Source organism: Pontibacter beigongshangensis, assembly GCF_014332515.1.
Taxonomy (GTDB): Bacteria; Bacteroidota; Bacteroidia; order Cytophagales; family Hymenobacteraceae; genus Pontibacter; species Pontibacter beigongshangensis.
Genome location: NZ_VFSD01000023.1, coordinates 1 through 13,516 on the forward strand (window position 1 = coordinate 1; position 13,516 = coordinate 13,516).

The following is a 13,516-nucleotide window of genomic DNA, read 5'->3' on the forward strand; positions in this document are numbered from 1 at the left end:
GTGTTAAAACCGGATGAACTGCTCTATCTGTTGCTCAATTAGTTCGAGGTACAATTTGTTGGTAAGGGTGTTGCCGTCGAAGTTTTTGTTGATATGCGCCAGCTTGGGCTTTAGGGCCAGTACATGCATACCCAGGTAGTTAAAGATGTCGGTCAGGTGGCTCATGGCCATGCCGCTGCCCTGCATGCCAGACGATAGGCCCACCAGGGCAGCTTTCTTGTTGTTGAAGGTGTTCGGATAGTCCAGCCCATCGATAAAGGCTTTCAGCACCCCGGGGAAGGAGTTGTTGTATTCTGGCACTATAAAAACAAACTTCTCTGAGGTGGCAATCAGTCGGCTGAGCCTGTTAAACTTCTCGTTCTTGCCGGTGTTGTGGTAGAGGGCAGAAGAAATAAAGTCGGCAGGGAGTTTAGCCAAGTCCAGCACCTGGTAGGCCACGCCCCGCTGCTCCAGCAAAGACGCATACAGTTTTACAATGGCACTGGTGGTAGATTCAGGTCGGTTGGTTCCTGAAATAATTGTGATCATAGTTGGTTTTGAATTTCGGCATACTACAAACGGATCTGCCGCCACTTTGCAGGCTGGGCTGATTCAGGTTACAAGTAAACCAAAAAAGGCGAAACATGTTCTGTTTCGCCTTTTCTTTTGCTATAAAATGCAGCCTAGGCTACGTTTTCCGACGTTGCCTTGGCTGTAAGGTACTCTCTGTTCATGAAAGCGATGTTCTCCAGCGAGATGCCAACCGGGCACTCGGCAGCGCAGGCGCCGGTGTTGGAGCAGGCGCCAAAGCCCTCGATATCCATTTGAGCTACCATGTTCTCTACACGCGTTTTGCGCTCTACCTTGCCTTGTGGCAACATGGCCAGCTGCGACACCTTAGCGCTCACAAAGAGCATGGCCGAAGCGTTTTTACAGGCAGCCACACAGGCACCACAACCAATGCAGGTAGCAGCATCAAACGCCTTGTCTGCAATTGTTTTCGGAATCGGGATCTCGTTCGCATCCGGCACTCCGCCCGTGTTCACAGATACATAACCGCCTGCCTGCTGAATGCGGTCAAACGCAGCACGGTCTACGATCAGGTCTTTGTATACCGGGAAGGCGGCGGCCCTCCAGGGCTCAATGGTAATGGTGTCACCATCTCTGAAGCTGCGCATGTGTAGCTGGCAGGTGGTGGTGCCACGCTCGGGTCCGTGGGCACGGCCGTTTATAAACAGGCTGCACATCCCGCAGATGCCCTCGCGGCAATCGTGGTCGAAGGCAATCGGGTCTTCGTTCTTGACCAGCAGCTCCTCGTTCACCACATCCAGCATTTCCAGGAAAGACATGTCCGGAGAGATGTTTTTTACCGGGTAGGTTACCAGCTGCCCGGGGGTATTCATATTTTTTTGGCGCCAAACCTTTAACGTCAGGTTCATTAGTTTAGCATTTGGGTTATTACCAGCCATTTTTTCTTTCAATTAGAAATTAAAAATTTTGAATTAGAAATTATGTTAGAACTGATGCCCTGTTTCCATTAATCATGTGAGCCTCTCATTTCTAATCTTACATTTCTAATTTTTAATGACACTTACTTGTAGCTACGCTGTGTCAGTTTTACGTTCTCGAACTTCAGTTCCTCCTTATGCAGAATCGGCTCGTTGCCCTCGCCTGCATATTCCCAGGCAGCTACATAAGCGTAATTCTCATCGTCGCGCAGGGCTTCATTTTCCGGAGTCTGAGACTCTTCGCGGAAGTGACCGCCGCATGACTCGTTTCTGTTCAGGGCATCGTCTACCATCAGTTCTCCCAGTTCCAGGAAGTCGGCTACGCGGTGCGCTTTCTCCAGTGTCATGTTCAGCTCCTCGTTTACACCGATCACTTTTACATCTCTCCAGAATTCGGCGCGCAGTTTTCTGATTTCCTGCTTGGCAAATTTGAGGCCTTCTGCATTACGGGCCATGCCGCAGTAATCCCACATAATCTGGCCAAGCGCTTTATGGAAGTCATCTACCGTGCGGGTGCCGTTTATAGAGAGCAGTTTGTTGGTGATGGCCTGCACATTCTGCTCAGCTTCTTTAAAGGCTGGGTGATCAGTGCTAACCTTGTCGGATGGCATCTGTGCCAGGTAGTCGCCAATGGTGTAAGGAATCACAAAATAACCGTCGGCAAGTCCCTGCATCAGCGCGGAGGCACCTAAGCGGTTGGCGCCGTGGTCAGAGAAGTTGCACTCGCCGGTAGCGTACAGGCCAGGCAGATTGGTCATCAGGTTGTAGTCTACCCAAAGGCCACCCATGGTATAATGTACGGCCGGGTAAATGCGCATCGGGCTCTCGTAAGGGTTCTCATCAGTAATCTTGGCGTACATGTCGAAGAGGTTGCCGTACTTGGCGCTGATGGCGTTCAGGCCTTCGCGTTTAATGGCATCGGCAAAGTCGAGGTAAACCGCCAGGCCGGAAGCGCCTACGCCACGACCTTCGTCACACACCAGTTTGGCGTTACGGGAGGCCACGTCGCGTGGAACGAGGTTGCCGAAAGCAGGGTATTTGCGCTCCAGGTAGTAATCGCGGTCGGCCTCGGCAATATCGCTGGCTCTTAGTTCGCCTGTCTGAAGTTTCTTGGCAAGTTCTATTGTCTTAGGAACCCACACACGGCCGTCGTTACGGAGCGACTCCGACATGAGTGTAAGCTTAGACTGATGGCTACCCGAAACCGGAATACAGGTTGGGTGAATCTGGGTATAGCAAGGGTTTGCGAAAAGTGCTCCTCTGCGGTGTGCTCTCCAGGCTGCCGTGGTGTTGGAACCCATGGCGTTGGTAGAAAGGAAGAACACGTTGCCGTAACCACCGGTAGCCAGTACCACCGCATGGGCGCTGTGAGATTCTACTTTACCAGTGATCAGGTTACGGGTAACAATACCACGCGCCTTGCCGTCTACCATGACCAGGTCCAGCATTTCGGTGCGTGGGTACATCTTCACTTTGCCGTAAGCGATCTGGCGGTTCAGGGCAGAGTAGGCTCCCAGCAACAGCTGCTGGCCAGTCTGGCCACGGGCATAGAATGTACGCGACACCTGGGCGCCACCAAACGAGCGGTTAGCCAGCAGGCCACCATATTCGCGGGCAAACGGCACACCTTGTGCCACGCATTGGTCAATGATGTTGACAGATACCTGCGCCAGGCGGTACACGTTGGCTTCGCGGGCACGATAGTCGCCACCTTTTATGGTGTCGTAGAACAGACGGAAAACCGAGTCACCGTCGTTCTGATAGTTCTTGGCGGCATTGATACCACCCTGCGCAGCAATAGAATGTGCACGGCGTGGAGAGTCCTGGTAGCAGAAGGCTTTTACGTTGTAGCCAAGCTCACCGAAAGTAGCGGCAGCAGAGGCACCGGCCAGTCCGGTTCCTACTACTATAATGTCGTATTTGCGTTTGTTGGCCGGGTTTACCAGCTTTACATTAAATTTATGCTTCTCCCACTTTTCAGCCAACGGCCCTTCAGGGATCTTAGAATCTAATATCATAGTAAAGGAACTAGTTTATTGTTGAGTGAAAAAGAAATACAGCGGTATGATGGCGAAGCCGAGGCAGATCAGCACGGAAAAGGCAAATCCGAAAATCTGGATAAACGGCGTGTATTTCTTGTGTGTCAGGCCAAGAGACTGGAAAGCGCTCTGGAAACCGTGGATCAGGTGATACGCCAGGGCGATCATGCCGAGGACATAGATCAGAACATAGATCGGATTCTTAAATGCTTCAACCACTGACGTATACAGGTTGTCGTACTCTACGTTTTCGATCAGAACCGGGTCCAGACTGCCAAAACGGGCTGGTACAAAGAAGTTCCAGAGGTGCACAATCAGGAAAACAAGAATAACGGTGCCCAATAACCCCATGTTGCGGGAGGCCCAGGAGGTGGTATTCTGCTCCGGATGATTCTCTGCGTAATTAACAGGACGTGCTCCCTTGTTGCGGCGGGAAAGCACAATGGCATCGTAGATGTGGAAGAGAAAACCTAACACCAGTACAATTTCCATGGCTCTGATCACGCCGTTGCTGGCCATGAAATGCGAATAGAGGTTAAACGCCTCTCCGCCATCGTTCCTGAATAAAGTAAGGTTTCCAAGTAAATGAACCACCAGGAAGGAGCACAGAAAAAGTCCTGTGACAGACATTACGATCTTTCTCCCGATTGTACTGGAAAACGTTTTTGTAAACCAATTCATTTGAAACAGTTAAGGGTTATAGAATTATGCATTTATATTCTCCCAAAGTTACACGGCGGGCTTTTATGAAACAATTCTTGTCTCTATTTTGAATTAATCTAAATTACCAACCGCCAATTCCCATTTCCGTACCTTAAAAACCTGCTTCCCATTCGGAAGTTTACAATAATATTTCTTTATTTAAGTTAACAAAACACCTTCTCTCCACACAGATTCACCTTTGTCCTATGTTAAATAGTTTACGCTTAAGGTTTCTGTTGCTCCACGGACTTTGGTTAGTGTTACTGCTTTGCCTGCTGCTACAGCACGAGGCACAGGCCACACACCTTCGTGCCGGAGATATAACCGCCAAACGCGACACCACGCCTAACCCAAACCCGCGCCGGTTCTTTTTTACCATGATCATCTACACCAACCAGGACTCACAGGCAGAGGACCCCCAAGTTACGATTTATACAGGTGTAGGAAACGAGACCATTGTGGTGCAGCGGGGACCAATAACTCCTATCGGGAACCGAACAGACCGGGAGGAATTCAGGTGGGAGTATACCTATCCGGCAGACGGGAATTATACGGTTTCCTGGACGGGAGTAAACCGCAATAATAACATCCTGAACCTGGCGGCACCTTCCGACCAACACAGCTTTTACCTTTCCACTACCATCTCAGTTAATGCGCTTCGGGGGTTCAACAGTACGCCGGTGCTGCGCTACCCGCCCATAGATTTTGCCAACGTGGGGCGCAAATTCGTGCATAACCCGGGTGCCTACGACGCCGATGGCGACAGCCTCTCTTTTAAATTTACCACCCCGAAGCGACGGGATGCCAACAATAACAACATCATTACAGTGCCTGGCTACGTGCTGCCCAGCCTGCGGTTTACCTGCAACAACTCCACCGACTCCGGCATAAGCACCATGACGCTGGACCCTTTTGCAGGGCAGCTGGTTTGGGACGCACCTTGCCAGAAGGGCGAATACAATGTAGCCTTTGTTATAGAGGAGTGGCGGGTATCGCGTGGCGGGGGAGCCGTAAAGTTGGGGGAGGTCGTGCGCGATATGCAGATTACTGTGACCGAGACCCCCAATAAACCGCCGGTGCTGCAACCCAAAGATACCTGTGTGGTAGCCGGCACGGTTCTTAACGGCATCATAAGGTCCACCGATCCGGATGGCGATCTGATAACCCTAACTGCCATCAGCGGAATCCTGCCACCTGCTACCTTTCAACAGACTTCAAACACAGCGGGGACTGCCACAGGTGAGTTCCGCTGGGCCACTCTATGTGCCGATGTGCGGCAGCAGCCATACCAGGTACTCTTCAGGGCAGAAGACGTACGCCCGAATCCTTCCGAAAGGCTGGTTGACCTGCAGCCGTGGCGCATTACAGTCGTTGGCCCGCCTCCACAGAACCTGGTGGCCACGGGCCAGGGCAAGGACGTGCTGCTGACGTGGGACCCCTACATCTGCCAGAACGCCTCCTCCATCCGGATCTACCGGCGGGAGGGCCCCTCGGGCTTCGAGCCCGACACCTGCCAGACGGGCATCCCGGGCAGCACGGGCTACGTGCTGATCGCCGAGGTGGGCAAGGACGGGGTCTCCTACCTGGACAACAACGGGGGCCGGGGGCTGGAGTCGGGCAAGGAGTACTGCTACATGATCTACGCCGAGTTCCCGGTGCCGGGCCGTGGGCAGAGCCTGGCCTCCAACGAGGCCTGCGTGGCCATCGAGCAGGACATCCCCTACCTGACGCACGTGACGGTGGACGCCACCGATGCCACGGACGGGCAGGTGACGGTGCGCTGGACGCAGCCGGGGGCGGGGATCGGGCAGCTGCAGGGGCCCTTCCAGTACCGGCTCTACCGCAAGCTGGGGCAGGGCCCGGACGGGGGCCAGGGCTACACCCGTATAGCCTCGTTCGACAGGCTCTCGGACACGGTGTTCGTGGACCGGGGGCTCAACACCCTGGAGGAGTCCTACCGCTACAAGCTCGAGTTCTACCACTCGCCGGCCGGTACGCTGGCCCTCTACGACAGCACCAGCGCCTCGAGCGTGCGCCTGGAGCTGGCCGCAGCCCCGGAGGGGCCCAACGAGATCGCCCTGAGCTGGGGCTACCAGGTGCCCTGGGAGAACACGGCCGGGCTGCACCGCATCTACCGGCGGGCGGGGGACGCCTTCGTGCTGATCGACAGCGTGGCGGCCACGGCCGCGGGGGGCACCTACACCGACCGGGGCACCTTCGGGGGGCAGCCGCTGGCGCGGGGGCAGAGCTACTGCTACTACGTCGAGACGGTGGGGGCCTACCCGATCCCGGGGCTGCCGCGGCCGCTGGAGAACCTGAGCCAGCAGGCCTGCGCGCTTTTGCCGCGGGTGCTCTGCGCCCCGGAGCTGTCGGTGGACGCGCTGGACTGCGGGAGCTTCTCGCCTGGCTCCACGCCGCCGCCCTACCAGAACGTGCTCACCTGGTTGCCCAGCATGGCCGGGGACTGCACCGAGGAGATCGCCCTCTACAGCGTCTACTTCAGGGCGCGGCTGGAGGGGGAGTGGGAGCTGCTGGGCACCACGGCCGAGACGCGCTATGTGCACGCGGGGCTGGCGAGCTTCGCGGGCTGCTACCGGGTGACGGCCACGGGGGTGGACGGGCAGGAGAGCGCCCCGAGCAACGAGGTCTGCAAGGACAACTGCCTGCGCTTCGGGCTTCCCAACATCATCACCCCGAACGGGGACGGGCGCAACGACGTGTTCCGGCCCGACCGGGAGACGGGCTTCGTGCGCTCGACCAGGTTCAGGGTCTACAACCGGTGGGGGGTGCGGGTGTTTGAGGGCAGCGGGGACCCCTACATCAACTGGGGGGGCACCAGCAGCGGCGGGGGCCGGGTGAGCGACGGGGTCTACTACTACGAGGCCGAGGTGGAGTTCTTCTCCCTGGACCCGGCCCGGGAGCGGCAGACCTTCAAGGGATGGGTAGAAGTGGTCAGGTAACGTAAACGTATGATATGGAACTGAATCAGCAAAAATCGATTGTCTTTTATGACGGCTCCTGCGGATTTTGCCAGGCAAGCGTACAGTTTGTGCTAAAACACAACAGCAGGCAGAACCTGCACTTTGCGGCACTGCAATCAGAAATGGCCACACAACTGCTGGCGGAGGCAAGGCAGGCTGCGCCATTACCAGATGCGATGCTGTTTTATGAAGGTGGCCGGTTATACACAGCCTCTGGAGCTGCGCTGCGTATAGCCCGGCACCTTCGGTTTCCCTTCTTTCTGCTCGGTTATGGGCTGGTTATTCCTGCTTTTCTTCGGGATTTTTTATACCGGATGATAGCCAGAAACCGTTACCATATTGCTGGCCGCACAGCCGCCTGCCTGCTGCCTACACCACAGCAACGCAGCAGGTTCCTGGCCTGAGCGAGTTGGTCCGTTGCCTGCAAGCAAAATAATGTGCGTATTGCTAAATATAAATATTAAAATCTTCGTAGAGGTTACCTGAAAGAGACTCCTGTATTAATTTATGCCTATATTTAAATTCGCTGATGGGAGGTAGCCTGATGTGCTATCTTTGGTTTTGCTGCCAGAATCCGTTCAGGTAGTAAGGCAGCAGTAGAAAACCGTAGAATGCTGATCCTGGAAATCGGTGATTTAAACACGAGCTTTGCTGCCAGATGCCGCCTGAAAAAATAAATCCTGAAGGAAACAGGCCTTGCTGCCAGGCTCCGTTTAGTTTGTGACCGGAAGGTGGAGGAAGAGGAGATGAAACAGTTGCAGGCACTCTCATCACAGGACTTCCATAATATTATCATTACTATAGTTAAGAGTATGAGACAAGGTTTACACATAAGGTTCCTGCTGCCACATGCCTGGTTATTTATCCTGGTGTTGCTGCTGCTGGTTTCGTCTTCGGCCGTGCAGGCCACGCACATCCGGGCAGGGGACATAACCGCCAAAAGAGATACCACTCCCAACCCGAATCCGAGGCGCTACTTCTTTACCATGGTTATTTACCGCGATACAGGTGGTGTGCAGATGGACAATCCGGTCACTATCTGGAATGGGCTGAACAATATTACAGTGCCTTTAAACAGGATGATCCCCATCGGGAACCAAACGGAAAAGCATATCTTTACCTGGGAAACTACGTATCCGGCTGACGGCACCTACGAAGTTTCCTGGACGGGTATAAACCGGAACAATAATATTCTTAACCTACAGTCACCTTCTGAACAGCACAGTTTCCATATTACTACAACCCTCAATATCAACTCGCTGCGGGGCTATAACAGTACGCCGGTACTGACCGTCGATCCGATAGATCTGGCCATGACCTTCCGCAAGTGGGTGCACAACCCGGGTGCCTATGATGCCGATGGCGACAGCCTTGCCTTTAAGTTCAGAGTGCCGCAGCGACGAGAAGGTAGTGGTATTACCGGTAAGGTAATTAATGTGCCAGGTTTCGTGATGCCTCACTTGTACGACAATTGCCAGAATTCCATAGGCACAGGGCCTGCCACTTTTACACTTGACCCGTTGACGGGGCAGCTGGAGTGGGATGCCCCCTGTATCACTGGCGAGTATAATATTGCTTTTGTGGTGGAGGAATGGCGCGTGTCTCCTTCAGGCGGAGCAGTGAAGCTAGGCGAAGTAGTACGCGATATGCAGATCCTAGTGCGTGCTGGCTCTAACCGTCCTCCGATATTGGAGCCCAGAGATACCTGTATTGTAGCGGGTACCACCCTGAACTGGCTGATGCGCGCTACCGACCCGGACGGTGACCGGATTATGCTAACAGCCTCCAGCGGGGTTATACCGCCGGCTACTTTTACGCAAACCACCAATACGCCGGGCGCTGCTGCCGGGCTCTTTTCATGGGCCACCCAGTGCTCCGATGTACGCGACGAGCCATACCTGGTGGTGGTGAGGGCCGAAGACCAATTGCCGCTCGGTCAGCGGCTGGCCGATTTGCAGCCGTGGCGCATTACAGTCGTTGGCCCACCGCCGCAGAACCTGGTGGCCACGGGCCAGGGCAAGGACGTGCTGCTGACGTGGGATCCCTACATCTGCCAGAACGCCTCCTCCATCCGGATCTACCGGCGGGAGGGCCCCTCGGGCTTCGAGCCCGACACCTGCCAGACGGGCATCCCGGGCAGCACGGGCTACGTGCTGATCGCCGAGGTGGGCAAGGACGGGGTCTCCTACCTGGACAACAACGGGGGCCGGGGGCTGGAGTCGGGCAAGGAGTACTGCTACATGATCTACGCCGAGTTCCCGGTGCCGGGCCGTGGGCAGAGCCTGGCCTCCAACGAGGCCTGCGTGGCCATCGAGCAGGACATCCCCTACCTGACGCACGTGACGGTGGACGCCACCGATGCCACGGACGGGCAGGTGACGGTGCGCTGGACGCAGCCGGGGGCGGGGATCGGGCAGCTGCAGGGGCCCTTCCAGTACCGGCTCTACCGCAAGCTGGGGCAGGGCCCGGACGGGGGCCAGGGCTACACCCGTATAGCCTCGTTCGACAGGCTCTCGGACACGGTGTTCGTGGACCGGGGGCTCAACACCCTGGAGGAGTCCTACCGCTACAAGCTCGAGTTCTACCACTCGCCGGCCGGTACGCTGGCCCTCTACGACAGCACCAGCGCCTCGAGCGTGCGCCTGGAGCTGGCCGCAGCCCCGGAGGGGCCCAACGAGATCGCCCTGAGCTGGGGCTACCAGGTGCCCTGGGAGAACACGGCCGGGCTGCACCGCATCTACCGGCGGGCGGGGGACGCCTTCGTGCTGATCGACAGCGTGGCGGCCACGGCCGCGGGGGGCACCTACACCGACCGGGGCACCTTCGGGGGGCAGCCGCTGGCGCGGGGGCAGAGCTACTGCTACTACGTCGAGACGGTGGGGGCCTACCCGATCCCGGGGCTGCCGCGGCCGCTGGAGAACCTGAGCCAGCAGGCCTGCGCGCTTTTGCCGCGGGTGCTCTGCGCCCCGGAGCTGTCGGTGGACGCGCTGGACTGCGGGAGCTTCTCGCCTGGCTCCACGCCGCCGCCCTACCAGAACGTGCTCACCTGGTTGCCCAGCATGGCCGGGGACTGCACCGAGGAGATCGCCCTCTACAGCGTCTACTTCAGGGCGCGGCTGGAGGGGGAGTGGGAGCTGCTGGGCACCACGGCCGAGACGCGCTATGTGCACGCGGGGCTGGCGAGCTTCGCGGGCTGCTACCGGGTGACGGCCACGGGGGTGGACGGGCAGGAGAGCGCCCCGAGCAACGAGGTCTGCAAGGACAACTGCCTGCGCTTCGGGCTTCCCAACATCATCACCCCGAACGGGGACGGGCGCAACGACGTGTTCCGGCCCGACCGGGAGACGGGCTTCGTGCGCTCGACCAGGTTCAGGGTCTACAACCGGTGGGGGGTGCGGGTGTTTGAGGGCAGCGGGGACCCCTACATCAACTGGGGGGGCACCAGCAGCGGCGGGGGCCGGGTGAGCGACGGGGTCTACTACTACGAGGCCGAGGTGGAGTTCTTCTCCCTGGACCCGGCCCGGGAGCGGCAGACCTTCAAGGGATGGGTAGAAGTGGTCAGGTAACGTAAACGTATAAAGGCCTTCTGGAGACCCATCGGCTGCTCATGTTGCTGAAGGACCTCCGGAAGGCCTTTTTCATTCAAATAATTCGGGTAGAAGAGGAGAATCAAGCATGAGCTTTTCAGTGCAAATTTCTATTGGGCTATGGCTGGCTTCGTTTCCTGACACATTAAATTGGTATTTCAGACAGGATGCTTTAAGTTTACTGCCTCGTTGCTTCCGACCTTCTACAGAGGCATCAGCCGGAATTCTGAGGTGACTACGAGCGCAATTCAAATAGATAACATAAAGTATTTTTACATGAAGGCATATGTATTCCCGGGTCAGGGATCTCAGTTTGTGGGGATGGGCAAGGAGCTGTATGAGCAGCACGCTGAAGCCAAGGCCCTGTTCGATAAAGCCAATGAGATCCTGGGCTTTAATATTACCGAAATCATGTTCCATGGCACAGATGAAGAGCTGAAGCAGACGAAGGTGACACAGCCTGCCATTTTTCTGCACTCGGTGGCGCAGGCCTCCGTGGCCAAAGATTTTGCACCTGATATGGTGGCAGGACACTCGCTGGGTGAGTTCTCTGCGCTGGTTGCCAGCAAGGTGCTGAGCTTTGAAGATGGCCTACGGCTGGTTTCTAAAAGAGCGCTGGCCATGCAGGCCGCCTGCGAAGCAAACCCCTCTACCATGGCGGCCATTCTGGGCCTCGACGATGCCAAAGTAGAAGAAGTGTGTGCCGCCATAGAAGGAGAGGTAGTTGTGGCTGCCAACTATAACTGCCCCGGCCAGTTGGTTATTTCCGGCTCAAACAGAGGCATAGAAATCGCCTGCGAAAAGATGAAGGAAGCGGGAGCTAAGCGTGCTTTACCATTGCCGGTAGGAGGTGCATTCCACTCGCCGCTCATGAAACCGGCTGAAGAAGAACTGGCCAAAGCGATTGAGGGAACAACCTTCAGCCAGGGAATTTGCCCGATCTACCAGAACGTAGACGCCAAACCGCACACTGACCCTGCCGAAATCAAGCAAAACCTGATCAAGCAGTTGACGGCCCCGGTTCGCTGGACACAGTCGGTGCAGCAGATGCTGACCGAGGGCGCGACTCATTTTGTGGAGTGCGGCCCGGGCAAAGTACTGCAGGGGCTGGTGAAGAAAATTGAACGCACGGCAGAAGTAAGCTCAGTGGAGTAGTTGATTTGTATCCATGAAAAAGGTCTGCTTCACTTTGTGAGGCAGACCTTTTTTGTTTTGTATGTGTTCTTCTTGGCTTATCGTTAAATCTAGAATATTTTCAATGCAAGCATATAGCTGTTAATCGGAGGTGAGATAAGATAGCGTTTAAACAGGCGCATCCTCAGAAGGCAATAGGTTGGTGTAATTGAAAACTACACCCAGAAGAGATAATCCTGATTTTGCCAAGTTACTTATAATGGCTAACCTGCGCGTGCAGCAGGATGCAGCGTAGCAAAGCTTCTTGCTACACATTGTTTTACATTTCAAGACTGCCATAACTTCCACGGTTCATAAACTTGTAAGTAAAGTTGGTATAAACTGAAGTTTATTACTCCGGTCAGTATTAGCTTTATTGTAAGATCTATATCTCTGTTAGTGGAGTAATTTATTTTCCAGATCACCAGAGTTACCATGAAGGAGCTAAGGACAGGAAAGCCTAATCCTTGTTTATCTCTTACTTCTCCATAATAGAAGGTAGAACCAAAATATAATTCAAACCACTGCAATGCCGCAATCGCAAAGGCTGACGTCAGGTAGGTAGTTAGAACAGCTGTATTCTTTCTGTACTTGTCAAAGCATTGAAGTGTAAAAAATAGCAAGAAACTAAACCAGGCAATCGTTTTGAAGCAGTGAATTCTTCTTATGCCTGGATTAGAATAATAATCAGCGAAAGGATCGCTTACCGCTGTTTCCAGACCTTCTATTGGAATGTAATTGATTACAGAAAGGATAATGGCAAACGGAACCAAAAGAGCGAGAGCCGTTTCAAAAATAGTTGACTTCATCCATCATTTACCTATTTCCAGTTCTTAAGCTTGCATACTGCTTGTCTGTAAACCACCAACATGGTTTGCTGCAACGCGAATCTGAAATTTTAATTACCTCATTAATTTACAAGGCACATCGCACCCTTTTATTTAAATCTTTGTGCTATTAAAGCTGAAAGGAACTCGACAGTATTTCAGCGCTCCAAAACCCAACCCTACCCCATACTCCTCAGGTGCAGCATATACAGCCGGGCGCAGGCCATGGCGTCGCTCAGGGCGTCGTGGTGGTTCAGTTGGATGCTGTGTTGCCGGCACAGGTCGGCTAAACTCTTCTTGAAGATCTTGTAGGTGCATTGCTGCTCGTAGGCTGGCTGCGGCATGTTGTAATAGTCGAGGGTGTGGCGGAGGCAACTGAAGTCGAAGGCGCCGTTGTGCGCCACCACCGTCTGATCCTGAATGTAAGGCTGAAGCTGCTGCCAGACACTCTTAAATGTAGGGGATTGGCAGGTATGCGCCGCAGAAATGCCATGAATCTCGGTGTTGCGGTAAAAGTAGAAGTTGTCGGGTGGGCAAACCAGCTGATTAAGTTTGGCGGTTACGGCACCGTTTTCTACCCGCACCAGTCCCACCTGGCAGATACTGTAGCGCTTGCCTTGCGCGGTTTCAAAATCGATGGCGGTAAATGTATGGTTCATGTTTTTAATCTAAAGCAAGACCTTAAGTACTTCGTCTTGTAAATTGTGAATTATTCCAATC

General features: G+C 54.8%; 10 protein-coding genes. 4 read left to right on the forward strand and 6 right to left on the reverse strand.

Going from position 1 to position 13,516, the window contains the following annotated elements:
• Positions 1-3: 3 nt before the first annotated feature.
• The 4 genes from FJM74_RS17155 to FJM74_RS17170 form a co-directional block, all read right to left on the reverse strand.
• Entirely contained in the window at positions 4-528 is a 525-nt protein-coding gene (locus FJM74_RS17155) for an NADPH-dependent FMN reductase (protein ID WP_187263870.1), read from the reverse strand.
• Between the two features lie 134 nt (positions 529-662).
• Positions 663-1,418: a succinate dehydrogenase/fumarate reductase iron-sulfur subunit gene (locus FJM74_RS17160; RefSeq protein WP_187263871.1), complete on the reverse strand. Its 756-nt coding sequence runs from the start codon at positions 1,416-1,418 to the stop codon at positions 663-665.
• Between the two features lie 152 nt (positions 1,419-1,570).
• A complete protein-coding gene (locus tag FJM74_RS17165) occupies positions 1,571-3,505 on the reverse strand; it encodes a fumarate reductase/succinate dehydrogenase flavoprotein subunit (protein ID WP_187263872.1) in 1,935 nt (644 codons plus the stop codon).
• 15 nt (positions 3,506-3,520) lie between these two features.
• The gene (locus FJM74_RS17170) at positions 3,521-4,207 is read right to left on the reverse strand and encodes a succinate dehydrogenase cytochrome b subunit (protein WP_187263873.1); all 687 of its coding nucleotides are present in this window, start codon (positions 4,205-4,207) and stop codon (positions 3,521-3,523) included.
• Between the two features lie 227 nt (positions 4,208-4,434).
• Between FJM74_RS17170 and FJM74_RS17175 the strand changes: the two genes are divergently transcribed.
• The 4 genes from FJM74_RS17175 to fabD all read left to right on the forward strand — a co-directional run bounded on the left by FJM74_RS17175 (position 4,435) and on the right by fabD (position 11,951).
• A complete protein-coding gene (locus tag FJM74_RS17175; RefSeq protein ID WP_241739225.1) occupies positions 4,435-7,188 on the forward strand; it encodes a T9SS type B sorting domain-containing protein in 2,754 nt (917 codons plus the stop codon).
• Positions 7,189-7,202: 14 nt separating this feature from the next.
• Complete coding sequence (locus FJM74_RS17180) at positions 7,203-7,613, forward strand: thiol-disulfide oxidoreductase DCC family protein (protein WP_187263874.1); 411 nt, start codon at positions 7,203-7,205, stop codon at positions 7,611-7,613.
• Between the two features lie 408 nt (positions 7,614-8,021).
• A complete protein-coding gene (locus FJM74_RS17185) occupies positions 8,022-10,775 on the forward strand; it encodes a T9SS type B sorting domain-containing protein (RefSeq protein ID WP_187263875.1) in 2,754 nt (917 codons plus the stop codon).
• A gap of 297 nt (positions 10,776-11,072) precedes the next feature.
• Positions 11,073-11,951 (forward strand): ACP S-malonyltransferase, encoded by an 879-nt coding sequence (fabD, locus tag FJM74_RS17190; protein WP_187263876.1) that lies wholly within the window; start codon positions 11,073-11,075, stop codon positions 11,949-11,951.
• A gap of 305 nt (positions 11,952-12,256) precedes the next feature.
• On the opposite strand, the gene FJM74_RS17195 is transcribed toward fabD, so the two are convergent.
• A complete protein-coding gene (locus FJM74_RS17195) occupies positions 12,257-12,778 on the reverse strand; it encodes a hypothetical protein (RefSeq protein ID WP_187263969.1) in 522 nt (173 codons plus the stop codon).
• A 197-nt stretch (positions 12,779-12,975) separates the two neighbouring features.
• A complete protein-coding gene (locus FJM74_RS17200) occupies positions 12,976-13,455 on the reverse strand; it encodes a 3'-5' exonuclease (RefSeq protein ID WP_187263877.1) in 480 nt (159 codons plus the stop codon).
• Between the last annotated feature and the right edge of the window lie 61 nt (positions 13,456-13,516).

Bases quoted from the DNA above. Each gene is read 5' to 3' on its own strand.
- fabD (WP_187263876.1), top strand. From the start codon at position 11,073: ATGAAGGCATATGTATTCCCGGGTCAGGGATCTCAGTTTGTGGGGATG.
- FJM74_RS17175 (WP_241739225.1), top strand. From the start codon at position 4,435: ATGTTAAATAGTTTACGCTTAAGGTTTCTGTTGCTCCACGGACTTTGG.
- FJM74_RS17170 (WP_187263873.1), bottom strand. From the start codon at position 4,207: ATGAATTGGTTTACAAAAACGTTTTCCAGTACAATCGGGAGAAAGATC.
- FJM74_RS17165 (WP_187263872.1), bottom strand. From the start codon at position 3,505: ATGATATTAGATTCTAAGATCCCTGAAGGGCCGTTGGCTGAAAAGTGG.
- FJM74_RS17180 (WP_187263874.1), top strand. From the start codon at position 7,203: ATGGAACTGAATCAGCAAAAATCGATTGTCTTTTATGACGGCTCCTGC.
- FJM74_RS17195 (WP_187263969.1), bottom strand. From the start codon at position 12,778: ATGAAGTCAACTATTTTTGAAACGGCTCTCGCTCTTTTGGTTCCGTTT.
- FJM74_RS17155 (WP_187263870.1), bottom strand. From the start codon at position 528: ATGATCACAATTATTTCAGGAACCAACCGACCTGAATCTACCACCAGT.
- FJM74_RS17185 (WP_187263875.1), top strand. From the start codon at position 8,022: ATGAGACAAGGTTTACACATAAGGTTCCTGCTGCCACATGCCTGGTTA.
- FJM74_RS17160 (WP_187263871.1), bottom strand. From the start codon at position 1,418: ATGAACCTGACGTTAAAGGTTTGGCGCCAAAAAAATATGAATACCCCC.
- FJM74_RS17200 (WP_187263877.1), bottom strand. From the start codon at position 13,455: ATGAACCATACATTTACCGCCATCGATTTTGAAACCGCGCAAGGCAAG.